The 26,320-nt window shown below is 71.6% G+C and carries 25 protein-coding genes; 15 read left to right on the top strand and 10 right to left on the bottom strand.

Going from position 1 to position 26,320, the window contains the following annotated elements:
• Positions 1-331: 331 nt before the first annotated feature.
• Positions 332-745, top strand: a complete 414-nt coding sequence (locus ABZ374_RS10850) for a DUF3224 domain-containing protein (protein WP_360309246.1) — start codon at positions 332-334, stop codon at positions 743-745.
• Positions 746-766: 21 nt separating this feature from the next.
• Here the strand turns inward: ABZ374_RS10850 and ABZ374_RS10845 are convergent, their stop codons facing one another.
• Together ABZ374_RS10845 and ABZ374_RS10840 are read right to left on the bottom strand one after the other, a co-directional pair.
• The gene (locus ABZ374_RS10845; protein WP_360309244.1) at positions 767-1,480 is read right to left on the bottom strand and encodes a hypothetical protein; all 714 of its coding nucleotides are present in this window, start codon (positions 1,478-1,480) and stop codon (positions 767-769) included.
• A gap of 13 nt (positions 1,481-1,493) precedes the next feature.
• Positions 1,494-2,129, bottom strand: coding sequence for a TetR/AcrR family transcriptional regulator (locus ABZ374_RS10840; RefSeq protein ID WP_360309242.1), 636 nt, complete (start codon positions 2,127-2,129; stop codon positions 1,494-1,496).
• Positions 2,130-2,277: 148 nt separating this feature from the next.
• On the opposite strand from ABZ374_RS10840, the gene ABZ374_RS10835 reads away from it, so the two are divergent.
• A complete protein-coding gene (locus ABZ374_RS10835; protein WP_360309276.1) occupies positions 2,278-3,036 on the top strand; it encodes an SDR family oxidoreductase in 759 nt (252 codons plus the stop codon).
• A gap of 894 nt (positions 3,037-3,930) precedes the next feature.
• Here the strand turns inward: ABZ374_RS10835 and ABZ374_RS10830 are convergent.
• Positions 3,931-5,148 carry a family 1 glycosylhydrolase gene (locus ABZ374_RS10830; RefSeq protein WP_360309240.1) on the bottom strand — a complete coding sequence of 406 codons (1,218 nt, stop codon included), beginning with the start codon at positions 5,146-5,148 and terminating at the stop codon, positions 3,931-3,933.
• A 110-nt stretch (positions 5,149-5,258) separates the two neighbouring features.
• Between ABZ374_RS10830 and ABZ374_RS10825 the strand changes: the two genes are divergently transcribed.
• A complete protein-coding gene (locus tag ABZ374_RS10825) occupies positions 5,259-5,867 on the top strand; it encodes a TetR/AcrR family transcriptional regulator (protein WP_360309238.1) in 609 nt (202 codons plus the stop codon).
• A 324-nt stretch (positions 5,868-6,191) separates the two neighbouring features.
• Here ABZ374_RS10825 and ABZ374_RS10820 read toward each other — a convergent pair whose 3' ends face one another.
• Positions 6,192-6,587, bottom strand: a complete 396-nt coding sequence (locus ABZ374_RS10820) for a RidA family protein (protein WP_360309236.1) — start codon at positions 6,585-6,587, stop codon at positions 6,192-6,194.
• A 137-nt stretch (positions 6,588-6,724) separates the two neighbouring features.
• On the opposite strand from ABZ374_RS10820, the gene ABZ374_RS10815 reads away from it, so the two are divergent.
• Positions 6,725-7,699: a WYL domain-containing protein gene (locus ABZ374_RS10815; RefSeq protein WP_360309234.1), complete on the top strand. Its 975-nt coding sequence runs from the start codon at positions 6,725-6,727 to the stop codon at positions 7,697-7,699.
• A 168-nt stretch (positions 7,700-7,867) separates the two neighbouring features.
• Here the strand turns inward: ABZ374_RS10815 and ABZ374_RS10810 are convergent, their stop codons facing one another.
• Entirely contained in the window at positions 7,868-8,296 is a 429-nt protein-coding gene (locus ABZ374_RS10810; protein WP_360309232.1) for a nucleoside deaminase, read from the bottom strand.
• Between the two features lie 11 nt (positions 8,297-8,307).
• A complete protein-coding gene (locus tag ABZ374_RS10805; RefSeq protein ID WP_360309230.1) occupies positions 8,308-9,156 on the bottom strand; it encodes an LLM class flavin-dependent oxidoreductase in 849 nt (282 codons plus the stop codon).
• A gap of 94 nt (positions 9,157-9,250) precedes the next feature.
• Here ABZ374_RS10805 and ABZ374_RS10800 point away from each other — a divergent pair, with 94 nt between their 5' ends.
• Positions 9,251-9,715 (top strand): Lrp/AsnC family transcriptional regulator, encoded by a 465-nt coding sequence (locus tag ABZ374_RS10800; protein ID WP_360309228.1) that lies wholly within the window; start codon positions 9,251-9,253, stop codon positions 9,713-9,715.
• A gap of 132 nt (positions 9,716-9,847) precedes the next feature.
• Positions 9,848-10,159 (top strand): hypothetical protein, encoded by a 312-nt coding sequence (locus ABZ374_RS10795; RefSeq protein ID WP_360309226.1) that lies wholly within the window; start codon positions 9,848-9,850, stop codon positions 10,157-10,159.
• Positions 10,160-10,243: 84 nt separating this feature from the next.
• Here ABZ374_RS10795 and ABZ374_RS10790 read toward each other — a convergent pair whose 3' ends face one another.
• Positions 10,244-10,801: a CGNR zinc finger domain-containing protein gene (locus ABZ374_RS10790; RefSeq protein ID WP_360309274.1), complete on the bottom strand. Its 558-nt coding sequence runs from the start codon at positions 10,799-10,801 to the stop codon at positions 10,244-10,246.
• 177 nt (positions 10,802-10,978) lie between these two features.
• On the opposite strand from ABZ374_RS10790, the gene ABZ374_RS10785 reads away from it, so the two are divergent.
• Positions 10,979-12,769 (top strand): FAD-dependent monooxygenase, encoded by a 1,791-nt coding sequence (locus tag ABZ374_RS10785; protein WP_360309224.1) that lies wholly within the window; start codon positions 10,979-10,981, stop codon positions 12,767-12,769.
• Here ABZ374_RS10785 and ABZ374_RS10780 read toward each other — a convergent pair.
• Together ABZ374_RS10780 and ABZ374_RS10775 are read right to left on the bottom strand one after the other, a co-directional pair.
• A complete protein-coding gene (locus ABZ374_RS10780) occupies positions 12,748-13,395 on the bottom strand; it encodes a response regulator transcription factor (protein ID WP_360309222.1) in 648 nt (215 codons plus the stop codon). The two genes, ABZ374_RS10785 and ABZ374_RS10780, sit on opposite strands and share 22 nt — an antisense overlap.
• Positions 13,392-14,618: a sensor histidine kinase gene (locus ABZ374_RS10775; protein WP_360309220.1), complete on the bottom strand. Its 1,227-nt coding sequence runs from the start codon at positions 14,616-14,618 to the stop codon at positions 13,392-13,394. Before ABZ374_RS10775 ends, ABZ374_RS10780 begins: the two co-directional genes overlap by 4 nt.
• Before the next feature lie 124 nt (positions 14,619-14,742).
• Between ABZ374_RS10775 and ABZ374_RS10770 the strand changes: the two genes are divergently transcribed.
• The 5 genes from ABZ374_RS10770 to ABZ374_RS10750 all read left to right on the top strand — a co-directional run bounded on the left by ABZ374_RS10770 (position 14,743) and on the right by ABZ374_RS10750 (position 21,666).
• Positions 14,743-15,669, top strand: coding sequence for an ATP-binding cassette domain-containing protein (locus tag ABZ374_RS10770; RefSeq protein WP_360309218.1), 927 nt, complete (start codon positions 14,743-14,745; stop codon positions 15,667-15,669).
• A complete protein-coding gene (locus tag ABZ374_RS10765; protein WP_360309216.1) occupies positions 15,666-16,508 on the top strand; it encodes an ABC transporter permease in 843 nt (280 codons plus the stop codon). The genes ABZ374_RS10770 and ABZ374_RS10765 overlap by 4 nt, the downstream gene beginning before the upstream one ends.
• On the top strand, positions 16,508-17,290 hold the full coding sequence (locus ABZ374_RS10760; protein ID WP_360309214.1) for an ABC transporter permease: 783 nt from the start codon (positions 16,508-16,510) through the stop codon (positions 17,288-17,290). Before ABZ374_RS10765 ends, ABZ374_RS10760 begins: the two co-directional genes overlap by 1 nt.
• 241 nt (positions 17,291-17,531) lie before the next feature.
• The gene (locus tag ABZ374_RS10755) at positions 17,532-19,490 is read left to right on the top strand and encodes a glycoside hydrolase family 18 protein (RefSeq protein ID WP_360309212.1); all 1,959 of its coding nucleotides are present in this window, start codon (positions 17,532-17,534) and stop codon (positions 19,488-19,490) included.
• 85 nt (positions 19,491-19,575) lie between these two features.
• A complete protein-coding gene (locus ABZ374_RS10750; protein WP_360309210.1) occupies positions 19,576-21,666 on the top strand; it encodes a glycoside hydrolase family 18 protein in 2,091 nt (696 codons plus the stop codon).
• A 128-nt stretch (positions 21,667-21,794) separates the two neighbouring features.
• On the opposite strand, the gene ABZ374_RS10745 is transcribed toward ABZ374_RS10750, so the two are convergent.
• Positions 21,795-22,397 (bottom strand): HDIG domain-containing metalloprotein, encoded by a 603-nt coding sequence (locus tag ABZ374_RS10745; RefSeq protein WP_360309208.1) that lies wholly within the window; start codon positions 22,395-22,397, stop codon positions 21,795-21,797.
• A 401-nt stretch (positions 22,398-22,798) separates the two neighbouring features.
• Between ABZ374_RS10745 and ABZ374_RS10740 the strand changes: the two genes are divergently transcribed.
• Genes ABZ374_RS10740 through ABZ374_RS10730 form a run of 3 tightly spaced genes read left to right on the top strand, consistent with a single transcriptional unit; the run spans position 22,799 to position 26,258 of the window.
• Positions 22,799-23,434 (top strand): hypothetical protein, encoded by a 636-nt coding sequence (locus ABZ374_RS10740; protein WP_360309206.1) that lies wholly within the window; start codon positions 22,799-22,801, stop codon positions 23,432-23,434.
• A 10-nt stretch (positions 23,435-23,444) separates the two neighbouring features.
• Entirely contained in the window at positions 23,445-24,152 is a 708-nt protein-coding gene (locus ABZ374_RS10735) for a TetR family transcriptional regulator (protein ID WP_360309204.1), read from the top strand.
• 33 nt (positions 24,153-24,185) lie between these two features.
• Positions 24,186-26,258 (top strand): AAA family ATPase, encoded by a 2,073-nt coding sequence (locus ABZ374_RS10730; protein ID WP_360309202.1) that lies wholly within the window; start codon positions 24,186-24,188, stop codon positions 26,256-26,258.
• The last annotated feature ends 62 nt before the right edge of the window (positions 26,259-26,320 follow it).

The following is a 26,320-nucleotide window of genomic DNA, read 5'->3' as shown; positions in this document are numbered from 1 at the left end:
CGCTCGCTACGGGGCACGAAGTCTTTGTTCTGCGGCTCCGCCGCTCTCCGCGCTGCGCGCGTCGATCACCGGGGTGGGGCTGGGTCGGGGGCGCTGACGCGCCGGGGGGTGGGCAGGGCGGGGGAGCGGTAGTTCGAAGAGAGTCAGACCGCAGGGCGGAACCGGGTCCACCTTGTCGAGGTGCGGGCTCGTCGAGGAAGCAATGGTGCGTTTGGCGGGCTCCGTACGGGCGGGGCCTGGTGATGACGGTGAGGCCAAAGCCTGTTCCTGTCCGGCGGATCATGGACGGATGCTCGGGGGCGATGTCGGTGGTGGGGCCTACGATCCGGGGATGCGAGCTTCAGGAACGTTCAAGGTTGCCGAGTTCACCCCGACTTCGTTGCCGAGTCCCGCGATCGAGACGGCGCTGCCCGTCGGTGTCGCCACCATGGAGAAGCAGTACGAAGGCGAGATCGCCGGCCGTTCTGCGACCCTGTTCACCGCCGCGTTCGACCAGTCCAGCGGGGCGGGGACGTATGTCGCCATGGAGTCCTTCGAGGGGACGCTCCACGGGCAGGCGGGCACCTTCAATTTCGCGCACTCCGCGACCACTGCGGGTGAAGGGAGATCGGACGAATTCTTCATTGTCGTCCCCGGCAGTGGAACGGCTGCGTTGGCTGGGATCACCGGGACCGGGGGCATCGGAGTCGACGCGGACGGCACCCACCGGATCTGGTTCGACTACGGCCTCGGGGAACGTCGGTAAAGCCATTGGCGCTGAGAACGATCATGGTCCGGTCGGCGTGAGCGTGCTGACACGGTTCTCGTACTCGCGGCGGGCCTTGCGCTGTGCCGGGACCGCGGGAACGCCGTGGCCGCCGTCGAGCGGCCGGCAGCGGGCGAGGAACCGGCGGTGCACGGCTGGGGCGGCGCCGACGCGCAGGGTGTAGCCCTGGCCACGCTTTACGGTCACCCCCTGATCGAGCGGATCCCGCTCGGCGGGCTCCGGATCGGCCGCACGGAGGAAGTCGGCGACGTTGCCCGGCATGTCGAGGGCGACCGGCAGTTCCGGCGCCGGGACGTCCTCCTCGACGGCGGCGTGGTCGGGCATGAGGTCGGCGACGGCCGTACGGATCGCGCCGCGGCTGACGCCGTGGTCGCGGGCGAGGGCGGCGATCGAGCGGCCCTCCGGGTAGGCGGTACGGACGCTCGCAGTCTTCGCGGCCGCCACGGCGGGCGCCCGCCCTTGTTGCCCTTGGCCGGCGGCGCGCAGGCCGTCGTAGGTCGGCTCCCGCTGGAGGTCGCGCCGGAGTTCGCCGGCGGCGGCGAGGGTCTGCACCATGAACTTCACCGTGGACAGGAGCTCGCCGGCGCGCGGGTGGCGGGCGGTGAGGTCCATCGCGGAGAACGCGCCGTCGTGGATGCGGAGCGCGAGGCGCTCGCGGTGGAGGACGTCGAGCACGCCGAGGATGTGCCCCGTGCCGCGAACGAGGCGGAACATCTCGGACTTCGGATCAGGCCGGTCGATCGGAGGTGTAGCGGGCGAGCATGGTCTCTACGGCCTGCTCGACGGCGTGGCGGATGTCGGAGGCTGCGGGGTTCCAGTCGGTCAGCAGCATGCGGGGCCACAGGACGTAGTTGCCGATCATCCCGAGGAACTGGTTGGCGGCGCTCTCGGCGTCCGGGACGTCGGCGTTACCGGCCTCGTGCTCCGACTCCAGGTAGTGCTGGACCGAGGTGAAGTAGGGCAGCTTGCCGAGCTGGAACTGCATCCGTCCCAGTTCGGGGAAGCGGGGCAGCTCGGCGATGACGATGCGGAACAGGGCTGTCATGCCGGGCCGGCCGATCAGGTCGGCGTAGCGGTGGCCGATGGAGGTCAGGCCGGAACGCAGGTCTCCGGCCTGAGGCCGTGCGACGGTGCCTCCGGCGTCACGCTGCCAGGACTCGGTGACGATGGCCTCGAAGAGGGCTGCCTTGGTGGGGAACTGCTTGAACAGGGTGGACTTCGAGACTGCCGCCCCTTCGGCGATGCGGGCGAGGGAAGTGCCGTCGTAACCGCGGTTCAGGAAGAGGTCCGTGGCTGCGGAGATGATCGCCTCACGCTTTTGCTGGGCGAGGCGGCGGTGATGCGCGGAGAGCTCTGCTGCCATGCGTTCAGTATGCCCTAGCTCCGAGGCGAGTCACTTGACTCGCCTCTTTTCGCCTGACTACGGTGCGGTGGAAAGGCCAGTCAAGCGACTCGCATCTGATTGCGCGCCCGCCGTCTCTCGGGTGCCGTGCGATGAGGGAGCAGCTGTGCTGACAGTCGACAGGATCGCCTTGGTGACCGGTGCGAACCGTGGCCTGGGTCGGAGTACGGCTCTTGCCCTGGCGGCGCGTGGGGTGCGGGTCGTGGTCACCCATCGCGGTGACGCGGCCGGGGCCGAGGAGACGGCGCAGCAAGTGCAAGCTGCGGGCGGGACTGCCGGAGTCGTGCGTCTCGACATCAGCGACGTCCCCTCCTTCGGAGCCTTCGCTTCCGAGCTGAGCGGACTGCTTGAGCGCTGGGGGGCTTCGCGGCTCGATATCGTGGTCAACAACGCGGGGGTGGGTGTCTTCGGCCCGCTGGAAGCTGTCACGGCCGACGACTTCGACACGGTGTTCGGCACGAACGTGCGGGGCACGTTCTTCCTCATCCAGTCGCTTGTGCCGCTGCTGGCGCAGGACGCCCACGTCATCAACGTCTCGTCGTCGTTGACTCGCCACACCAGTCCCGCGACCTCGGTCTACTCCGCCTCGAAGGCCGCCGTCGAGGCCCTGAGCCGCACTCTGGCGGCAGAACTCGGCCCCCGCGGCATCCGGGTCAACTCCATTGCCCCGGGGCCGACCGCCACCGACTTCAACGGCGGTGCCATGCGGGATGACGCCGAGATGCGCCGGGGTCTCGCCGGGCAGACCGCGCTCGGCCGCGTCGGCGATCCCGAGGAGATCGGCGACGCCATCGCCACGCTGGCGTCCGAGGGCCTGCGCTGGATGACCGCCCAGCGCATCGAGGTCTCCGGCGGTGCCCTCCTTTGACCACCCGGGCGAGCCTGTGCCGGGCCGCAGGCAACGACGGGCCGGATTCATTCCGCGCCGGTCTCGTCTTCATCCGGTTCCGACCGCGTCCGGGTCGCGGAGCGGGTGCGGGGCGCCGGCGGATGGGACGCTCGGGGTGAGGCTGTAGCGGCGAGCAGGTTCAGATCGCGGTGCTTGAGCGGGAGAGCCTGGCGACGTCCTCCTCCCGGAGCTCGTGGCCCTCGGCCTGGAGCTGGACGACAGCACGGGGTCACCGTGACCCGTGACGGCCAATGGGTGTGGCTCGACGGGCCGAACGGGCGGGAATCGTGCATGCCCTCATACGACGACACGCCCGACGAGTAACGGAGCGACCATGGATGGGCGGCGTCCGGCACGGAGAATCGCCGACACCGTGACCCGTCCGGTATCCGGATGGCGCAGCGCGGTTGCCCATACACCCCGGCACACCTTCGTGCCGGGGTGGAGGGAACCGACCGATGGGGACGGGTGGGCGGTACAGCGGGGGTACGACGACCCCGAAGCATGGGCGCGGACGCGGTGTAATCGGATCGCACGCTGGTGACTCGAATCGGTCCGCATCACGCCGATGACGCGAGCAAGGGCGCCGAGGTGACCGAGCGGTTCGCGACGTTGTCGTCAACGCTGCCGACTCCGGCCGTCAACATGTACCGGCACGCTCGCCTGTGTGAAGGTGCCGATCTGTTGCACGTCGGCGCCGGATCGGGGTACGGCACGGCGCTTGCCGCTTGCCGACTCGGCCCCCGGGCCCGGCTTGCGACTCGGGTCGGCTGGTGCGCCGCGCTCGCGACCTGGCCCGGCCCACGAGCCCCGCCCACCGCCTCGCCGCGCCGTGCCGCGCCCTCCGAGTCGGATCACCGCGACCGCCCGCCGTCATTCCCGCGTTCGTGGCAAGGATCCCGAACGGCCCACGTCTGCGAGCCACTTGGCCGAGGGCTTCGGCGTTCGGGTGAATGTCCGTCGGTCCACCGCGATCAGGCCGAAGGTGGGTCGATAGGAGCCCCATTCGTAGTTGTCCAGCAGGGTCCAGTGCAGGTAGCCGCGTACGTCGATGCCGTCGGCCAAGGCTGCGGCAAGGCCGGCCAGGGCGCCGGTGGTGTAGGCGATGCGGCGGGTGTCGTCGTCGGTGGCGATGCCGTTTTCGGTGACGATCAGCGGGACCGGGCCGACCACCGCTGCCGTGTGGCGTAGTGCCTCGCCCAGTGCTCGGGGGTAGAACTCCCAGCCGGTGAGCGTGCGTTCGGCGTCCTCGGCGGTGGGAATCGGGCCGTCCGGGCCGATTCGGGTGCGGGTGTACGACTGCACGCCGACCCAGTCGTCGTCGCGCGCCGCTTCCAGGAAGACGTCCTCGCGGGATCGACGGTACGCGGCGGCCACCGCCTCCGCGCCCGGGAGCGGCTGGTAGACCTGGTTGGCGACGGACCAACCGACCCGGATATCGGGCGAGATGGCTTTGATCGCGGCGCGGGCCCGATGGTGGGCCGAGATCAGGGCGTCGGTGGTGTCCGCGTCCGGTTCCGGGAGGCCGACGCTCGGCATCGCGTCCATCCCGAGTTGCCGGATCGCGCCGAAGATCGCTACCATGTTGGGCTCGTTGATGGTGCACACATGCCGGACGTCGGTTGCGATGATTGGCGCGATCGCCTCGACATAGCGGACGAACAGGTCCACCGCGCCGGCCGCAGTCCACCCGCCGCGCTCGGCGAACCAGCGCGGCACGGTGAAGTGGTTCAGCGTGATCAACGGGCGCAGGCCGCGTTCGATCGCACCGTCGACCATCCGGCGGTAGTGCGCGATCTCGGCCCGGGAGAACTCGCCCGGCGCGGGTTCGATCCGAGCCCATTCGATGCCGAAGCGGTAGTCGGTGAAGCCGAGTTCGGCCAGCAGATCGAGGTCTTCGGGCCAGCGGTGATAGCTGTCGGCGGCGTCGCCGCTGGGCTCCCCGATGTGGCCGTGGCCGCCGTGTTCCAGGGCCCACCAGTCACTGTTGACGTTGTTGCCCTCGATCTGGTGGGCGGCGGTCGAGGCGCCCCACAGGAAGCCGTCGGGCAGGGGTACGGGGGTGGCGGCGTCGTCGGCGTCGGTGCTCATCCTGGCGGGGCCTCTCTCGGCTCTGGAGGGGGTGAGCGCCACGATAATCCTTAAAACCTTGAGTGTCGAGGTTTTAAAGAAGGCCGCAGGTCCGGCATAGAGTGGTCGTCGTGAGTACCCGAGGCCCGCGGGGTCCCTACCGGAAGAGCGCGGACAAGCGGCAGCAGATCCTGGACGCCGCGCTCACCGCCTACGCCGAGGCCGGCAGCCGCAAGGTCACCGTCCGCGACATCGCCGAGCGGGTAGGCATGACCGACGCCGGTGTCGTACACCACTTCGGCGGCCGGGAAGCGCTGCTCACCGCGGTGCTGGCCGCGCGCGACGCGGCCGATGCGGCGACCTACGGCGATCTGGGCACGGCCTCGCCCGCAGACCTGCTGACCAACAACGCCCGCACCCCCGGCCTGGTCAAACTCTTCGTCGACCTGGCCGCGGCCGCCGCCGAACCCGAGCACCCGGCCCACGACTTCTTCACCGAGCGCTACACCCACCTGCGCACCCGCATCGCCGATTCCCTGGAGTCCTACACCCCCACCAGCCCGGGCCCGGCCGCCGACACCGACCCCGCCTGGACCGCCCGCATCCTCCTCGCCGCCGTCGACGGCCTCCAACTCCAATGGCTCCTCAACCCCGAAATCGACATGGCCGGCGACATCGAAACCCTCTGCGAGGTCCTCCTGGCCGCCCTCCCCGACCGGCAACCGGCCCCGGAGCGCTGACAACAGAGCCACTGGCACGGCGCCACCGACACAGCGCCACCGACGCGGCCGCACCACCCCGACGCCGGCATCCGTCCAGCAGCAGGCGGGCGGCCACGTGCGGCGATCGTGCCGACCAGGACCCGCCGTCGAAGCCACCGGCCCGGACGCCGATCGTCATCATTTCGACCACCGAACCCACCCACGCACCCAACCCACCTGCCACCCCCGCCCGTTCGACCGGAAGCACTACCACCGGCCGGACCGGCGACTCGTCCGACGGCCCAACCGGAGGTGCCGAGGCCGCACTTCGACCGACGGCCTACCGAACGCGCCGAAGCCGCATCACGCGACGGCCGTCCCCTCCAACTCGACCATCAGCGTCGGGATCGCCAACCGTGTCACCTCAAGCATCGTGCTCGTCGGCGCCACCGCGGCGGCGCCCAACCGCGACGCCAGCACGCCGTAGTGCCGGAAGAGCAGATCGACGTCCGTGGTGTAGACGTTGAGCCGGACGAGGTTCGCCAGCGACATGCCGGCCTCGCCGAGAACGGCCTCCAGATTGTCCAGACTCAGCGCCAACTGCGCTGCCATGTCACCGTCATGTTGCGGCTTTCCGTCACCGCTCATCGCGGTCTGGCCGGAGCAGTACAGGGTCCGGCTCTCCCCGGAGACGATCTCACCTTGGTTGAAGCCCAGTTCCACCGACCACGTCACCGGGTTGACTGCCGTTCGCTCCATTGCCCCATCAGCTCCATTCGATTCGTCGGAAGTACGCACGTCCGTCGGTTCGGAAACCACCGCCGTCGACGTCTTGTGGACGAGCCTGCCAACAAATCACGACACCTCCTGTCGTGTATTCCGATAAATTTCTTGCCATGCGCGCCGATCGTCTGGTCTCGCTGGTGTTGCTGCTGCGCCGGCACGGTCGCCTGACCGCCGCCGCGCTGGCCGATGAGTTGGAGGTGTCCACGCGCACCGTGCTGCGCGACATCGAGGCACTGTCCGCAGCCGGCGTTCCGGTCTACGCCGAACGCGGTCGGCACGGCGGGTTCGCCTTGTCGCCCGGCTTCCGGACCGAGCTGACCGGCCTGAATCACGACGAGGCCCTCGCCCTGCTGACCGCCGGATCGGCGCGCGGCGAGCAGGTGTTCGGCCTCGGCTCGGCACTCGCCTCGGCCATGCGCAAGGTGGTCGACGCGCTGCCCGAGGGGCATCGGGCCACCGCGAGCGACGCGGCCCAGCGATTTCTCGTCGACCCGGAGACCGACCTGCTCTCCCGCCGGCTGGTCACCGAGGAGGTGCCCGACACGACCATGATCGAGGTCCGGCGCGCGGTGCTCGCCGGACACCGGCTCCGCATCCACTACGCGGCTGCGAACCAGCCGCCCCAATGGCGCACGGTGGACCCGATCGGCCTGGTCACCGTACGCGACCGGGCCTACCTGCTGGCCACGAGATCCGGCGCGGACCGCACCTACCGGCTGTCCCGGATGTCGGCCGCCGAGGAACTCCCCGAACCGGCGCAGCGACCGAACCGGGTCGATCTGGACCGGGTCTGGCGCGAACGCTGCGCGCAGTTTTTGTCCGGCGACGACCAGGTCACCGCACTGGTACGGGTGAACCCGGAGCGACGGGAGGACCTGCTGAACACCGCGCTGGCCGTCCGCGCCGAGGAACCCGACGCGGACGGTTGGCTGCGGCTGGAGGTGACCTATCAGGATTCACGACACGCCGAATGGGCGCTGTGGCAACTCGCCACGGACGCGGAAGCCCTGACCCCGCAGTCGTTGCGCACCTCCCTGCGCGACCGGGCCGCCGCGATCGCCACCCGCTACGAGGTCTCGCCCTGAGCCACGAAGCACGGAAGCACCAAGCACCAAGCACCAAGCACCAAGCACCAAGCACCGGAGCTCCGAAGCCCAAGCGCCCAAGGCGCGCCAGGCGTTGGTACGGCGCAGCCCGGAGCACAACAGCAGCCGAACCCCGACGACGCCATCGAGGCGCGGGTGCCGTGCGGGTCAGCGGTAATAGCCCGCGACGACCTCCCGCACCTCTTCGAGCAGCGCCGGCCCGATTTCGGGCACGGCGGGCTGGTCGGGGGCCGGCCTGATGTCCAGGAGCTGCTCGGCGGACAGGGCGAACACCACACGGCGCAGTCCGGCCCGCCGGATGACCGCCGCGCACATCTCGCAGGGCTGGCAACTCGTGTACATCGTGGTCTCCGCCGCCGTGGCCGCGTCCAACTCTCGTGCGGCCCATCTGGCGAGCTTCAATTCCGGGTGTGCGGTCACGTCCCGGTCGGTGAGTGTCGTGTTGTGCGCCTCCGCCAAAATCGTTCCGTCCGGCGCCGCCAGCAGCGAACCGAAGGGCGGGTTTCCGCCCGCGCGGGCCTCGGCCGCGAGTTCGATGGCCTGCCGGAGGAGGGCGTGGTCGTCGGGCGTGGTCATGATTGCTCCGATCACGTGCGGGGGGTCTGGAACCGGGCGGCCACCTCGGCGAGTGCCTGCCAGGCCGCCTGTGGGTGGCGGGTCTCCCGGGGATCGCCGCCGTACGGGTCGAGGACGACGGTTTCGGCGCCCAGCAGCCGCAGTTGTTCGAGGTCGTCGACGATCTGGTCGATCGTGCCCTCTCCGGCGAGTCGTTGCGATCCCTCGACCGGCGCCGTGGTGGTTCGGAGCACGATCCGCGGGGCGAATCCGGGCACCGGGAGTGCTTCCTCGTCCGCGAGGGCCGCCAGCCTGCCCACGGCTTCGCGCAGCCAGGGCATGGTGCAGCGCAGCGGATGCCACGCGTCCCCGAGCCGTACGGCCCGACGCAGCCCCGCGTCGCTGTGCCCACCGACCCAGATCGGGATCGACCGGTTTCCGTAGTCGGCCGTGTCCGCCCAGGCCGCCCGAACGGCCTGCAAATGCTCGTCGGTCAGTCGGCCGCGTCGTTCGAACGGGACCCCGAGCGCGGCGAACTCCTGGCGCGCCCAGCCCACCCCGACGCCCAGGACGAACCGGCCGTCGCTGAGCTCGTTCAGGTTGGCCGCCATTCGGGCGGTGAGCAGCGGATGCCGGTAGGGCGCGATGAGGACCGTGGTGCCGAGCCGGATCCGGGTGGTGATGCCGGCCAGCCAGGACAGGGTGGTGAACGGCTCGTAGAAGGGGGCCGGATATTGCCGGGCGACGTCGGGCGTGACGGCGATGTGGTCCGAGACCATCAGTAGGTCGAAACCCAGGTCTTCCACGGTCCGGGCCCAGTTGCGCAGGACTCCCGGATCGGTGCCGGGGCCGAAATTGAGGACGTTGACTCCGATCTTCACGACATCGAGCCTAGCCGGCCGGGACGGGTGGCCAGAAGGGAATCCGGCCTGTTCAGACGCGGTTCGGCCGTGGATCCACCGGTAATCTCGGCGAATGACCGAGAATCTTGACGCGACCGACTGGGCGATCCTGGACGAGGTTCAGCGGGACGGCCGGATCGCCTATACGGAGCTGGCCCGGCGGGTGAATCTGAGCGCGTCGGCGACGACCGAGCGGGTGCGGCGGCTGGAGGCGGCCGGCGTGATCACCGGCTTTCGGGCGGAGGTGGATCTGGAGCGGACCGGCTACGCGGTGCTGGCCGTGGTCCGACTGAAGTATCCGGGCACCCGGCACGAGCCGCTGCGCCGACTGCTCGCGGAGCGCTCGGAGATTCTGGAGTGCCTGCGCACCACCGGGGACGACTGCTACGTACTGAAGGTGGCGGCCACGTCGATGTCCCACCTGGAGGAACTCGTCGACGCGTTGGCCCGGTTCGGGAGCACGACCACCAACCTCGTGCTCAGCCGGACACAGCCCTTCCGCGGCCCACGCGAGCCTCGCCCGCACCCGGTGGGATAACCGTCGCCACGACGCGGGCCCTGACCCACGACGCAAGCCCTGACCCACGACCCGGGCGCCACGCGCGTGGCCCGAGCGTCGGCCGGGTCGCCTGTGCGGTGTGGCCGGACGGGTTCCGGATAGGTTTCGGCCATGACTGCCTCAGCCCCCCGTCCGACGCCGAATCGGGGCTCCGGCGGCCGACCGCCCGCGGCGGGCGGCCCGCTCGCCCGGCGGCTGGCCCCCGCGGGGATCGCGCTGCCCATCCTGATCCTGGCCGGCACGTTGTGTGCCGTGGCCGCCGACATCGACCTGGGCGGCGCCCGCGCGCTCTGGATCCCGGCCGCGGCCGTCTGCGCGGCGATGGCCGCCGTCGCGTGGGCCGACATCCTGCGGGTCGTCCACCGCCGCCGCCCGACACCACGACCCACCCCGACCGCGACCGCACCGCAGGACACGCCCTGACCGCCCGGGCGAACGGGGCCCGGCGCCTCCGCCGTATCGATCGGCCGGTTCCGGGTGGCCCGTACCCGATGCGCCGGAAGGGCCCTATTCGGCCCGGTTCGTCGTCGTCGATTTGTGGGCGCGGTGGGTGGCCACGCGTACTCGGGTCGCGCAGCGGGTGGTGCAGTAGCGCTGGGGCGCGCGGCGGCCGGTGTCGATGAAGTAGTCGGCGCAGTCGGGAGCGGCGCATTGGCCCCAGGCGCAGCCGCCCCGTTCGCTGAGCCACAGGCCGAGTGCCAGGGCGGCGGTGGAGAGCAGCCAGTGCGCCGGATCGGCGGTCCGGGGCGCGCGGGCGTGCAGGGACCAGGGGCGGCCGGGCAGGCGGACCAGGTGGGGCTGTGCCGGGTAGCGGTCCAGGAGGTCGTTGATCGCCTCGGCGGCCCGGTCCTCGTCCCGGGTGGCCAGGATGCGGATCAGGTGGGCGGTGGCCTCGCACAGTTGCCGGGCGTCCGCTGCGGAGAGGGTGAACGCCGGGCCGCCGTGGCGCGTCAGCAGGGCCTGGAGGTCGGCCGGCCCGGTGTGCGTGTCGGCTTGCACGGTGTTGGCCAACTCGGCGATGAAGTGCAGCCCTCGGGGGTTGGCCTTGGCCAGGTTCTCGGTCATGGTCACGTCTTCGACTCTCGGGGCGGCCGGGGTGTCGGCTCGGGATCCGCGGCTCGGGTCCGTGGGTTGGGATTGTGGGTTGGGATTGTGGAGAGTACGCCCCCTCCCTCGTCGTGTGTGTCGAGGTCGGGAGTTCGGCGAACCGATGCCATCCGATGGTAACGTCGAAACATCAAGATGAACGTTACTCGATGCATCGGCCGCGTCCACCGCGCCGAGCAGCACGTCTGGAGCGCCGTGAATCCGACGAAGGCCGTACCGACGAAGGCCGTACCGACGACGACCGTTCCGGTGGCGACCGGACCGACCACGACCCCCGTCCTGATCGTCGGAGGCGGCCCCGTCGGCCTGACCCTCTCCGCCCTGCTGTCCGATCAAGGCGTCGATCACCTCCTCGTCGAAGCCCACCCGACCACCGCGCACCACCCGAAGGCCCGGGGGATCGCCGCCCGTTCGATGGAGATCCTGCGCCGCCTCGGGCTCGAAGCCGAGGTACGCCGAGCCGGCCTGCCCGCCTCGCAGGTCTTCTTCTATCGCGGCCGGGACCTGGTCGACCCCGATTTCGTGCGAACCGGCGTGGTCCCCGCGGATTCGCCCGACGCGCCGCAGCCGGAACGCACCCCCGCGCCCGGCCTGATCTGTTCGCAGGACGTGCTCGAACCGATCCTGCTCGGCCGGGCGCGGGCCGCGGCGGGGGAGGACCGGATCCGGTTCGGTACCCGGCTGGTCTCCTGCACCGACGAGGGCGATCACGTACGCGCCGTCCTGGTGGAGCGTGCCGGCGGTCGGCGGTACACCGTGTGTGCCGACTGGCTCGTCGGTTGTGACGGTGCGGGCAGTTCGGTGCGGGCCGGTGCGGGGATCGGGATGCAGGGCCCGACCGGCCTCGGCCACTTCCTCAGCGTGCGATTCGATGCCCCGCTCGGCGCGGTGGTGGCCGACCGGGCGAGCGCCTCGTACTTCCTCACCCCACCCGGGCGCGGCGGTTTCATGGCGGTCGACAACGACCGCCGATGGATCCACCAGTACCCCTTCGACCCCGAACAGGCGCGGGACGACGAGGACTTCACCGATCCGCGCCGCCTCGAAGAGCTGATCCGGGTCGCCGCCGGCATCGCCGATCTGGACGTGCGGGTGCGCGACACGATGGTCTGGCGGATGGACGCCCGCCTGGCCGACGCCTACCGCAGCGGCCGGATCCTGCTCGCGGGCGACGCGGCGCACGTGATCCCGCCGACCGGTGGGCACGGGATGAACACCGGGATCGGCGACGCGGACAACCTGGCCTGGAAGCTCGCCGCCGTGGTCGCCGGCCGCGCCACACCCGCGCTCCTGGACAGCTACCAGGCCGAACGCCGCGCGCCGGCCCGCGAGGTGATCGAACTGTCCCGGGCCAACGCCGCGGCCCGGTCCGGCTACCGCATCGACGACGAACTCCTGCTCGACGTCGTCTACCGCTCCACCGCCGTCGTCCCCGACCCCGACGACCCACACCGACCCGAGTCCTTCCTCGCCCACGGCCGCGCGCCCGTCGGCCCCGGCCACCGCCTCCCGCACACGCGCCTGATCGGGCCGCCGGGGATCACCTCGACCCTGGACCTGCTCGCACCGGCGCCCGGCTTCACCCTGATCATCGGCGCGGACGAGCCGGCCTGGCGACGACAGGCGGAGGTCGCCGAGGCGAGCGGGTCGACGGTCGTGGTGCGCGTCCTCGACGGAGGCCCGGTCCGGGAACGGGAGCCCGGCACCTTCCAGCGCGTCTGCGGCGTCCCGGCGACCGGCGCGGTCCTGGTCCGGCCCGACGGCCACCTCGCCTGGCGCGCACCGCACCCGCCCGCCGGCCCCGAACTGCTCGCCGTGCTCCGGCGCGTGTTGTCGGCTCCGACCCGCCCGACCCCACCGGGTGCCCACCCGCCCGCGCCGGACGACGACTCACGATCCAGAACTCACACCAATCCCGACTCGTAGGCCACGATGACCAGTTGCACCCGGTCCCGGGCGTCGAGTTTGGCCAGCAGGCGGGCCACGTGGCTCTTCGCCGTGGCCACGCTGATGTAGAGGTCGGTGGCGATCTCGCCATTGGATCTGCCGCGTGCGATCAGGGTCAGCACCTCGCGTTCGCGCTCGGTGATGCCGTCGAGCTCGCGGCTTCGCCGGGTGGGCGCGGGGGCCCGGTCGACGAACCCGGCGATCAGCCGGCGGGTGACGGCCGGCGCGATCAGCGCGTCGCCGGCCGCGACCACCCGGACCGCCGCGATGATGTCCTCCAGCACCATGTCCTTGACCAGGAACCCGCCCGCGCCGGCCCGCAACGCGCCGTAGACGTTCTCGTCCTCGTCGAACGTGGTCAGCACGACCACGCGCGTCGACGCCGATTCCGCCGTGATGATCCGGGTCGCCTCGATCCCGTCCATCACCGGCATCCGGATGTCCATCACCACCACGTCCGGATCGAGGTCGCGGGCCAGCCGCACCGCCTCGGCTCCGGTACCGGCCTCGCCCACCACGTCGATGTCCGCGATGTCGGCGATCAGCATGCGCAGGCCGGCGCGCACCACCGGCTGGTCGTCGGCCAGCACGACCCGGATCGTCATATCGGCAACCTCGCGGCGACCCGGAAGCCGCCCTCCGGCCGTGGCCCGGAGCTGAACCGCCCGTGCAACAGGCCGACCCGCTCGCGCATGCCGGCGATGCCGTAACCGCTCCCGGGCTGCCGGGTCGCCCGGCCGCCGCCGTCGTCGACGATCTCGATGGCCAACTCGTGCGTCCCGTAGTCCACGGAGACCCGACAGAGTCGCGCGTCCGCGTGGCGCAGCACGTTGGTCACCGACTCCTGGACGATCCGGTACGCGGACAACTCGACCTCGGTGGCCAGCGGGCGTCGTTTCCCCGACCACCGCACGTCGACCCGCACCCCGGCATCGGCCGTACTCGCCACCAGCCGCTCCAGATCCGCCAGGCCCGGTGCCGGCGCGAGAGATCGCAAATCGGGCCTCAGGCGCGTCTGTTCGTGCCCGTCCGCCGCCGACCCCCCGCCCGGATCCGGCTCCCGCAGCGCGCCGAGCAGATGCCGGAGCCCGGTCAGCGTCTCCCGACTCGTCGTCTCGATCACCCCCAGCGCCTCGCGCGCACCGTCCGGTTGGGTCGCGATCACCCGCTTCGCCGCACCCGCCCGGATCGCGATCGCGCCGATGTGGTGCGCGACCAGATCGTGCAACTCGCGGGCGATCCGCAGCCGTTCGGCCTGCACCGCCGAAATGGCCGCCTGCGCCCGCAACGCGTCGGCGTGGTCCTGCCGCAGCCGGATCCAACTGCCCAGGATCCAGCCGGCCGCGGCGGCCACCGCGAGCGTGGAGGAGGGGCCGGTGAGCACGGTGAAAGCCTTGCCGACGGGTACGAAGGCGGTCGCCATCAGGGCCCATCCGGTCAACACGCCGACCAGCGCCCCGGCCGCGACCCGACGGGTGCAGCCGACCGCGATGTGGAAGACCAGTACGTCCGCCGCCAGGAACAACGGCCACGAGCGCATCCCGAACGTCCGGGCCACGAACGCCTCGACCAGCAGCAGCCCGAGCACCGGCAGCGGCCGCCGCCCGGCCCAGCCGATCGGCAGCGCCAGCACCACCGCCAGGCCCACCAGCAGCCACCGCCCCGGACGCAGGAAGTGATCCGGCGCCAGGAACACCGGATGCAAGGGCTGCGGCATCGTGCCGTACACCAGCAGCGCGAACGCGGGCACCGCACACCGACTCAGCGTGGTCAGCGCACCGGGCGACAACCGGGACGGCGGGGCGGCAGGCTTCAGGGTTCGTTGCACCTCGCCGATGCTAGCCGGCACCCCCGCCGCCGGAATCAGCCCACGGGCTGCATCCCATGGGCGCAACCCCACCCGGGCCGTGGGCCGATGTGCGCACGCCCCGGCCACCGGCAGGCTCGACGGCGTGATCGAATTCCACGAATTGACCAAGCGCTACGGCCGCGGTGCCCCGGCCGTGGACCGCCTGACCTGCTCGGTGCGGCCCGGCCGGGTGACCGGCTTCCTGGGCCCCAACGGCGCCGGCAAGACCACCACGCTGCGGATGTTGCTCGGCCTGAACACTCCGACCGGCGGCACCGCGACCATCGACGGTCGAGCGTTTCGCACGTTCGGCACCGGACTGCGGCACGTGGGCGCGTTGTTGGACGCGAACGACGTGCACAAGGGCCGGACGGCGAACGCGCACCTGGCGGCCCTGGCCCGCAGCAACGCCCTGCCTCGGGGCCGGGTCCGGGAGGTGCTGGCCACGGTCGGCCTGAGCGCGGCCGGCGCGCGGCGGATCGGCGGCTTCTCGCTCGGCATGCGGCAGCGGTTGGGCATCGCCACCGCCCTGCTCGGCGACCCGCCGGTGCTGCTGTTCGACGAGCCGACCAACGGCCTGGATCCGGAGGGCATCCGCTGGGCCCGCGGGCTCTTTCGCGAATTGGCGGCCGAGGGCCGGACCGTACTGGTCTCCAGTCACTTGATGAGCGAGATGGAACACACCGCGGACCACCTCGTGGTGATCGGCGCGGGTCGGCTGATCGCCGACGAGTCCCTCGCCGACTTCGCCGCGCGCGCCGACGCCGGCGTCACCGTGCGCACCCCCGACCCGGAGGCCCTGGCCCGCGTGCTCACCGACGCCGGCGCGTCGGTACGCCGGATCGGCCCCGACACGCTCGCGGTGGCCGGACCGACCGCCGCCCGGGTCAACGAACTCGCGTTCACCCACCGGGTGATGGTCCACGAGGTCATGGCCCGCGGCGGGTCGTTGGAGGAGGCGTTCATGCAACTCACCGCCGAGAGCGTGCAATTTCGCGCCGCGAGTTCCGAAGGAGGCGCACGACGATGACCACCACCACACCCGCCGCGACCCCGTCCGCCACGGCCCCGGCCCGCCGGCGCGACCTGATCGCCGCCGAATGGCTCAAACTCCGCTCGCTGCGCTCGACCCCGATCGTGCTCGCCCTGCTGGTGCCGCTGTACGTCTACTTCGCCTACGACGCGGCATCGATCACCCACGACGCCTGGCCGACCCTGTCCGCCCGGCAGAGGCAGGACGTCGACCCGGGCCATGACGCCCTACCCTTCCCCAGATTCCTGCTGCTGATGGCCACCGCCGGCACGATCGGCGCGATGACGATCGCCGGCGAGCACGCGAGCGGACTGATCCGGACCACCTTCATCGCGGTGCCGGCCCGAGGTCGGGTCCTGCTCGCCAAGATGGTCGTACTGAGCGGCGTGCTGGCCCTGCTCGGCCTGATCATCGGCATCGGTGCCTGGGGTGCGACCTTCGTCGCCTACTCGGACCGGATCACCGGCTTCTCCTTCGGCACCCCGGGCGTCGTGCGCAGCATCGCGGGCACCACGGTGATGGTCCCGATGTGCGCACTGATCGGCATGGCGGCGGCCATGATCGTCCGCCACACCGCCGGAGTCGTGTTCGCGGTTGTGGTCTTCTTCCTGCTCGGCCCGGTGGCGATCAGGGGGCGGCTCCCGCTGCTCGATGCCGCATCGAGCGCACATCTGGTCAACGCCATGCCGGCGTACGCCTGGGGACGCCTGACCATCATGACCCAGGGACACATCGTGGAACGTATCCCCTCGATCGCGGCGGCCTGGACCGCGCTCGCCGGTTGGGCACTCGCCGCGATCCTCGTGCCGATGTTGCTCCGCCACCGGGACGTGTGATGCGACCCGCCCATCCCGACGCCGGTCCCCGCTTCGGTGACCTGTTCGCCGCCGAATGGCTCAAACTCCGCGGCCAACGCACGATGTTCCTCCCGCTGCTCCTGGCACCCCCGTTCGCCGCGGGCCTCACCTGGCCGACCTGCTCGCGGGTGCAGGTGATCGGCGCGCGCGGACGCGCCGACCTCGATCGACTGGGCGCCTCGTTCAACCACGGGATCTGGGGCGTGCTGATGATCGGCGCCGGCACGGTCGGCGCGCTGTTCCTCGTCGGCGAGTTCACCAGCGGCCTGATCCGCACCACGTTCGTCGCCGTCCCGGACCGGCGCCGGGTGCTGCTCGCCAAGGCGGCCGTCCTGACCACGGTCACCTCCGCCGTCGGGGTGCTCGCGGCGGCGGCCTCGTTCGGCACCGCGCAGGTCGTGTTGTCCGGCGAGGGCCTGGGCATGTCGATCGGCTCGCCCGGCGCGGCGCGCGGATTCGCGGCCGCGGCGTTGCTGTTGCCGGCATCCGCGCTGGTCGGCCTGGCCGTCGGCGCCCTCCTGCGCGGCCCCGTCGCCGCGTTGGGCACGGTCTTCGCGGTGTCGGTGCTGCTGCCCGAGTTCGTGCCCGCCGACGGCAATCCCGTTCTCGCCGAACTGCGCGGTGTGCTGCCGCGGATCGCCTGGACGACGCTGGTCGACGCGGACGCCGGCTCGTCGGCCCGAGCCTGGTCGGCGTTCGCCCTGTGGCCGGTCGCCGCGCTGCTCGCCGCCGCCGTCGTGCTCGGCCGGCGCGACGTCTGATCCACCGCCGCGCCCGCTTCGGCGCACGGCAAATCCGGTCGTGGGGACGGGAATCGGGGAACTGCGGAGCGTAACCGGTTGGGGACGGCGAGGTAAACGGGCCCGGATCGGGTGGAAAACCTTGACACGCTCTATTGGTCTGGACCACTTTGGCCTAGACCAATATGCGCGCAGGGCGGGCTGTCGCGCATGCAGCGGTACCACGTCCACCCACATCGCTTCTCCACGCACGGAGGCAGTAGTGGCACGCGTTTCGCATGTTCCGCGAGCGAAGTCCCCTCGCCGCGGACGCCCCACCCTCGCCGCCCTCGCGGCGTTCACCCTGGCCGGCGCCGGTCTGACCGTCGCCGTGGCCGGCAGCGCACAGGCCGCCGACAACCTGGTGAGCAATCCCGGCTTCGAGGACGGCCTTTCCGGATGGACCTGTTCGGCCGGCTCCGGCGCCGCGGTGAGCACCCCGGCGCATACCGGCACCGGCGCGCTCAAGGCCACCCCGGCGGGCGCCGACAACGCCCGATGCGCGCAGACCGTCACGGTGTTGCCGAACTCGGCCTACACGCTGAGTGCCTGGGTCCAGGGCAGCTACGTCTACCTGGGCGCGACCGGCACCGGCACCACCGACCCGTCCACCTGGACACCGGGCGCCGGAACGTATCAGCAACTCACCACCACGTTCCGCACCGGCCCCTCGACCACCTCGGTCACCGTCTACACACACGGCTGGTACGGCCAACCCGCCTACTACGCCGACGACATCACCCTCGCCGGCCCCGGCGGCAACACCCAGATCCCGGCCGTCCCGACCGGCCTGGCCGCCGGTGCGCCGACCGCCACGAGTGTCCCCCTCTCGTGGAACTCCGTCCCCGGCGCGACCGGTTACAACGTGTACCAGAACGGCACCAAGGTGCAGTCGGTCACCGGGACCAACGCGACCGTCACCGGCCTGACCGCGAACACCGCGTACGACTTCCAGGTCAGCGCGAGCAACTCGGCCGGCGAGTCGGCCAAGTCGGCGTCGGTTACCGCGACCACCACCGGCGGCGGCACCCAGATCCCGGCCACCCCCACCGGCCTGGCCGCCGGCACCCCGACCTCGTCGAGCGTGCCGCTGTCCTGGAACTCCGTTCCCGGCGCCACCGGTTACCACGTGTACCAGGACGGCACGAAGGTGCAGTCCGTGTCCGGGACGAGTGCGACGGCCGTCAACCTGACCGCGTCCACCTCCTACAACTTCCAGGTCAGCGCGAGCAACTCGGCGGGTGAGTCGGCCAAGTCGGCCGCGGTCACCGCGACCACCGGCACCGGTGGTGGCGGCGGCCAACTGCCCAAGCACGTGCTCACCGGCTACTGGCAGAACTTCAACAACGGCGCCACTATCCAGACCATCGCCCAGGTGCCCGCCGAGTACGACATCATCGCCGTCTCGTTCGCGGACGCCACGAGCACCCCCGGCGGCGTCTCGTTCACCCTGGACCCGGCGCTGAACTACTCCGAGGCGGCGTTCAAGGCCGACATCGCGGCCAAGAAGGCGGCCGGCAAGAAGGTGATCATCTCGGTCGGCGGCGAGAAGGGCACCGTCTCGGTCAACAGCTCCTCGTCGGCGAACAACTTCGCGAACACGCTGTACACGCTGATCCAGACCTACGGCTTCGACGGCGTGGACATCGACCTGGAAAACGGCATCAACTCCACCTACATGTCCCAGGCGCTGCGCTCGTTGTCCGGCAAGGTCGGCGCCGGCCTGGTGATCACCATGGCCCCGCAGACCCTGGACATGCAGTCCACCGGCACCGAGTACTTCAAGACCGCGCTGGCGATCAAGGACATCCTGACCGTCGTCAACACCCAGTACTACAACAGCGGCGCGATGCTCGGCTGTGACGGCAAGGTGTACAGCCAGGGCACGGTCGACTTCATGACCGGCCTGGCCTGCATCCAACTCGAAGGCGGCCTGGCCCCCTCGCAGGTCGGCCTCGGCCTGCCCGCCTCCCCGCGCGGCGCCGGATCCGGCTACGTCTCGCCGGGCGTGGTCAACAACGCGCTCGACTGCCTCGCCAAGGGCACCGGGTGCGGCACGTTCAAGCCGAGCAAGACCTACCCCGGCCTGCGCGGCGCGATGACCTGGTCGACCAACTGGGACGCCCTGAACGGCAACCAGTTCTCCAACACGGTCGGCCCGCACCTCGACACGCTCCCGTAGCGCGTCGCGCCCGGGCCGGACCACGCGACCGGCCCGGGCGCGGCCCCACCTTGCTCCGTTCCGTCCCGACCACGCGAGGAATCCCATGTCCGGATCCACCAGCGTTCGTCCCCCCAAACGGCTGCGCTCCCTCGTCGCCGCCGCAAGCACCGCCCTGTTGACCGCCGCGATGCTCACCGCCGCCGGCGGCACCGCCGATGCCGATGTCGCGGCCGCGGCCGAACTCGTGCAGAACGGCGGCTTCGAATCCGGTCTGACCGGCTGGACGTGCAGCGCCGGCAGCGGAGCCACCGTCAGCACCCCCGTACACGGCGGGACTTCGGCCCTGAAGGCGACCCCGGCCGGCAGCGACAACGCGCGCTGCACGCAGACGGTCACCGTGCTGCCCAACTCCGACTACGTGATCTCCGGCTGGCTGCGCGGCAGTTACGTCTACCTCGGCGCGACCGGCACCGGCACCACCGACCCCGCCACCTGGACCGGCTCCGCACCGGACTGGACCCGGCTGAGCACCACGTTCCGCACCGGCGCGAACACCACGTCGGTCACCCTGTATACGCACGGCTGGTACGGCACGGGCGCCTACCACGCCGACGACCTGTCGCTGACCGGCCCCGGCGGCACCCAGATCCCGGCCGCGCCCACCGGCCTGGCCGCCGGCGCGCCCACCGCCTCCAGTGTGCCGCTGTCCTGGAACGCGGTGCCCGGGGCGACCGGCTACAAGGTCTACCGCGACGGCGCGTTGGCCCAGACGGTCACCGGCACCGGCGCGACCGTCACCGGCCTGGCCCAGGGGACCACGTACAGCTTCCAGGTCACCGCGACCAACACCGCCGGCGAGTCGCCCAGGTCGGCCGCCGTGAGCGCGACCACCACGGGCGTCGTCGAAGTCCCGGCCACCCCCACCGGCCTCGCCGCCGGCACCCCGACCGCGACCACCGTGCCGCTGTCCTGGAACGCGGTGCCCGGGGCGACCGGCTACAAGGTCTACCGCGAGGGCGCGCCGGACCTGACGGTCACCGGGACCGGCACGACGGTGACCGGCCTGACCGCGTCCACCGCGTACAGCTTCCGGGTCAGCGCGACCAACTCGGCCGGCGAGTCGGCCAAGTCGGCGGCCGTCACCGCCACCACCGGCACCGACGGCGGAGGCGGCCAACTGCCCCCGCACGCCCTGGTCGGCTACCTGCACGCGAGCTTCGCCAACGGCGCGGGCTACACCAAGATGGCGGATGTGCCCGTGAGTTGGGACGTGATCAACCTGTCCTTCGGCGAGCCGACGTCGGTCACCTCCGGTGACATCCGGTTCGTGCGCTGCCCGGTCACCGAGTGCCCGAGCGTGGAGAGCGACGCCGACTTCAAGGCCGCCATCCGGGCCAAGCAGGCGGCCGGCAAGAAGGTGCTCATCTCGATCGGCGGCCAGAACGGCCAGGTGCAACTGTCCACCACCGCCGCCCGGGACAAGTTCGTGCAATCGGTCGGCGGGATCATCGACGAGTACGGACTCGACGGCCTGGACATCGACTTCGAGGGCCACTCGTTGTCGCTGAACACCGGTGACACCGACTTCAAGAACCCGACCACGCCGGTGATCGTCAACCTGATCTCGGCGGTCAAGACGCTCAAGGCCAAGTACGGCAGCCGGTTCGTGCTCACCATGGCACCCGAGACGTTCTTCGTGCAGATGGGCTACCAGTACTACGGCTCCGGCCAGTGGGGCGGCCAGGACCCGCGCTGCGGCTCCTACCTGCCGGTCATCTACGCGTTGCGCGACGACCTGACCCTGCTGCACGTCCAGGACTACAACTCCGGCTCGATCATGGGCCTGGACAACCAGTACCACAGCATGGGCGGCGCGGACTTCCACATCGCGATGACGGACATGCTGCTCACCGGCTTCCCGGTCGCGGGCAACACGAACAACGTGTTCCCGGCGCTGCGACCCGACCAGGTCGCGATCGGCATGCCGGCCTCGGTCCAGGCGGGCAACGGATGGGTGTCCACCACCGAGGTGAACAAGGCACTCGACTGCCTGACCAAGGGCAGCAACTGCGGCGGCTACACGCCGCACGGCGTGCGACCCACCCTGCGCGGACTGATGACCTGGTCGATCAACTGGGACCGCTTCAACAACCTGGAATTCTCCAAGAACTTCGACAACTACTTCGGTAGCTGAGCCGCTCGGCTGCCGCCGTCCCCCGGCAGCCGAGCCCCCGACGACCCCCGCCGCCGGACCCATGAGAGACCGGCGGCGGGCCGGTCACCCCCGGCGGTGACGCCCAACGGCCGTCGTGGCGGCCCCACTCAGGTGACGCGATGGCCGAACTCGGCTGACAGCGCGTCGAGTTCGGGAGCGCCGAACTCGTCTGCCAGGGCCTGGAAGGCGACCACCTTGTCGTCCCCGAAGCGCCGAATCTTCGCGGCGAACGTGTCCGGGCGCAGGAAACGCGGCGGGTTGGACTTGCTGTGGAACTTGTCCGCGTACATCACCAGACGTTCCTCGACCGACTCGGCGAGATAGTCGTCCACCGGGATCGGCAACTGCCGGCTCAGCACGTCGTCCCGGGTCAGCCCGACGCCGGTGTGACACGAGCAGAACCGGTGCAGCGACTCGGGCAGGCCCTCCTTGCGCAGGATCTCCACGCCGAGCAGTCCGTGCCGTACGTAGTTGGCGCCGTCCAGTCGGCCGTCCTCGTCGTAGAGCCGGTAGACCCCGATGTCGTGCAGCAGGCACCCGGCCCGGACCAGGTCCCGGTCCACGCCGGCGCCGGCGGGTCCGTCGAGCAACTGCTCGGCGATCCGCCAGACGATCCCGCAATGGGTGTGCACCTTTTCGAAGGCCGCTCGGGTCGGCGCGTACGCCCGGTGCAGTGCGGTGATCTCGGCGACCGTCGGAACGTGTGACATCCGGGGAGCTTAGCCGAGGGACCGTCTGGTTTGTCCGGATGGGCGGCGGATCAGCGTGGCGGGCGGCTTCGGCGATCGCCGGGCGCGGGTGGGACCGACGCCGTTGTGGCGCGGTGGGAAAGGTCCGGGAATGCGTGCTGTGCGCGCGTGAACGGGCCTTCACGCAGCGCGAGTTCGATGTCGGAGCGCCCCGACGGGTACCCTCGTGGTTGCCTGATGTTCGCCCGGTCGATCCTGCGGGGGCATCACGGGATCAGGCACCGTGGAGGGGCGACGGCCGGCGACGTGCCGGTGCCGGGCCGGCAGTGTCTGCCGATGGGGCGGACGCCGGCGGGTGCGGCATCGAGGGTCGGACGGGTCCGTCCGCGACCGACGGCCATCCCAGCGAACCAGGACACGCGATGACCCCGACCACGCTCGCAGGGCCCGCTCCCGCCGGGCGCACCGACCACCACACGTTCATCGCGATCGAGGGGCCGCCCGGCGCGGGTGGCGCCGCGCTCGCCGACACCCTCGGCACCGCGCTCGGCTGCACGCCGATCGCCGGGCGTGCCGAATCGATCCGCCTCGACGTCCGCGCCGGATACGGCCTCGGTCTGGCCGGGCTGCTCCGGGCCGACGAGCTGGTCAAACGACAGCGCTCGGCCGGGCCGGTGATCGTGCACACGTGGGCGGCCGGCGTCGCCGCCGACGGCGCGGTGATCTACCGGGCCGACGGAAGCAGGCTCAGCGCCCAGGTCGCCGAATACCGGGCCGTGCTGGAGGAGCCGACCGTCACGGTGCACCTGACCGCGTCGGCCCGCACACTGCGCGACCGACTGTCCGCGCAGCAGGTGCTCTCCGCCGACGACCGGGGCTGGCTGACCCGCCGCGGCGCGCTGGAGCGCATCGCCGAGGCCCATGTCGCGCTCGCGCTCGAAGCCGACCCGCGGCACGCGATCGTGGTGGACATCGACGGATGCGGAGCGCGGTCGGTGGCGGACGTCGTGTTCGCCGGACTGCACGCGCGCGAGATCGGCGTCGTGGACGCGGCGTAGGGTGCCGCGCATGAGCGGTGAGATGGGATTGCGCGAGCGCAAGCGGCAGCGGATGGCGGCGACGATCTCCGATGTCGCGATCGCCCTGTTCCTGGCGAAGGGCTTCGACCGGGTGTCGGTCGCCGAGGTCGCGGACGCCGCGGAGGTCTCCAAGCCGACGCTGTTCCGGTACTTCCCGACCAAGGAGGACCTGGTGCTGCACCGGTTCGCCGACCACCAGGACGAGGCCGGTCGGGTGGTGGCCGGTCGGCCCGAGGGCGTCTCGGCGCTGGCGGCGCTGCGCCTGAACTTCCTGGCCGGACTGGATCGGCACGATCCGGTCACCGGGCTCAGCGACCAGCCACAGGTGCTGGCCTTTCATCGGCTGCTGTACGGGACCCCGAGCCTGGTGGCCCGGCTGTACGCGTACACCGAACGCTCGGAGGAGGCACTGGCCGACGCGCTGGCCGCCGCGGCGCCCGCCGCGAACGCCGACCCGGAGGCGGCCGACGGGCCGGGCGTGGACCGGGACGCGGGCGCGGACGAGGACACGATGCAGGCCCGGTTGGCGGCCGGGCAGATCATCGCGGTGCAGCGCATCCTGGCCCGGGAGAACTGGCGGCGGATCGCGGCGGGCGAGCGCGCGGCGGCGCTGCATCCGGCGGCCCGGGCGACGGCGGAACGGGCGTTCGATCGACTGGCCGGGGGGTTGACCCGCTACACGAGCGTTACTCGGTAACATTTTTAACCGAGTTGCATTATCCTGGTCGGCATGACGCCACTCGATGCCGAACTCGGCCGGGAGCGCGCCTACCACGAGGTCTGCCGCGAGGCGATGGCCGCGATGGTCGCGGGCGCCACCGAACACGTGCGCACCGGCGCCGACGTCTCCGCCTCCGGCGCGGATGCCGAGGCGCTCGGATACACCCTGCGCAGCCACGCCCGTGAGATGGACGAACTCCCGGACACCCCACTGTTCTTCGGCCGCCTGGACTTCGTCGAAACGGAGGCGGCCGGCGAGCACCGCGGCGGTCGCTACCACATCGGCCGACGCCGGATCGGCACCGATCCGGCGGTCCCGCCGCTCGTGGTCGACTGGCGCGCACCGATCTCCCGGGCCTTCTACCGGGCCAGTGCCCGCGACCCGCAGGGCGTCGCGATCCGCCGCCGGTTCGGCTGGGCGCCGTGGAGCGACGGCGCCGCCGAGGACCTGACCGGCCTGGAGGACGAGCACCTCGCCGCGAGCCCCGGGCCGGATCCGGCCGACACCGGCGGCCCCGGGGCGATCCTGGCCGGCGAACTGCGCCGCCCCCGGGTCGGCCCGATGCGCGACATCGTCGCCACCATCCAGCCCGAACAGGACGACCTGGTCCGCCGCGACCCGACCGCCTCGATCTGCGTACAGGGCGCCCCCGGCACCGGCAAGACCGCCGTCGGCCTGCACCGCGCGGCCTACCTCCTCTACACCTACCCGCAGCGCATCCAGCGCGCCGGCCTGCTGATCGTCGGCCCCAACCGGGCCTTCCTGCGCTACATCTCCGAGGTGCTGCCCGCGCTCGGCGAGACCGGAATCCGGCAGACCACCATCGACGAGGAGGTCGGCCGGCAGGCCATCCGGGCCCACGACGAACCCGCCGCCGAGGTGGTCAAACACGACCCCCGGATGGCGACCGTGCTGCGCCGTGCGCTCTACGCCCGGGTCGTCGCCCCGATCGAGCCGGTCGCGGTGCCCGACGGCTCCTACCGGCGCCGGATCACCCTGGACGAACTGACCCGGATCGTCGAGGGGGTGCGCGCCGAGGATCCCCCGTACCAGGTCGGCCGGGACCGGATCCGAGCCCGCGCGGTGGCCCTGCTGCAACGCCAGGCCGAACGCAACTCCGGCCCGCCGACCGGTGCCTGGCTGCGTCGGATGGGCGGCTCGAAGGGCGTCGCCGGCTTCGTCGACCACTGCTGGCCCAGGGCGCACCCCGAGCAGGTTCTCGCCGAGTTGCTCACCGACCCGCACGCGTCGGCCGCCGTCGACGGCATCCTCACCGCCGACGAACAGCGGGCCATCCGGTGGACCCGGCCGCCGCGCTCGTGGCGCAGCGCCCGCTGGTCGGCCGCCGACCTGGTCCTGCTGGACGAGCTGGCCGGCCTGATCGAACGGCCGCCGACCTACGGTCACGTGGTGGTCGACGAGGCGCAGGACCTGTCCCCGATGCAGTGTCGTGCGCTGGCCCGGCGGATCGGCTCCGGCTCGGTGACCGTGCTCGGCGACCTGGCCCAGGGCACCACGCCCTGGTCCGCCCGCACCTGGCCCGAGCTGCTCACCCACCTGGGCCGACCCGAGGCCGAGGTGGCACCGTTGACCGTCGGCTTCCGGGTGCCCGCGGTGATCGTGGCGCTGGCGAACCGGCTGCTCGCGGGCCTGGACGTGGACGTGCCCGCGGCCCGGTCGTTGCGCGAGGACGGCGAGCTGAGCATCCGCGAGGTGGCCGACCCGATCGCCGCGGCGGTCGTGGCGGTGCGCGCCGCGCTGGAGCGGCCGGGCTCGATCGGGGTGATCGCGGACGACGCGCGGATCCCGGCGTTGGGCGCCGCGCTGGCCGCCGCCGACATCGCCACCACGACGGCGGAGGCGCCGGATCCGACCGGCGCGGTGCGGGTGACCGTCCTGCCCGCGACGCTGGCCAAGGGGCTGGAGTACGACCACGTGGTGGTGGTCGAACCGGCCGCGATCGTGGCCGCCGAGGCGCGCGGGGCGGGCCGCCTGTACGTGGTGCTGACCAGGGCGGTGTCCCGGCTGGACATCCTGCACGGCCTGCCGCTTCCGGCGCCGCTGCGGGAGGCGCCGGCCTGAGCGCGCTCGCCCGGGTCGGCACCACCCGTTCGCGGTAGCCGAGCGGGCGGCGTGCGCGCGGC

This window comes from Embleya sp. NPDC005971 (assembly GCF_040629175.1).
Classification (GTDB): domain Bacteria; phylum Actinomycetota; class Actinomycetes; order Streptomycetales; family Streptomycetaceae; genus Embleya.
Note: the sequence above shows the minus strand (reverse complement) of the source record. Positions and strands in the feature narration are given on the sequence as shown.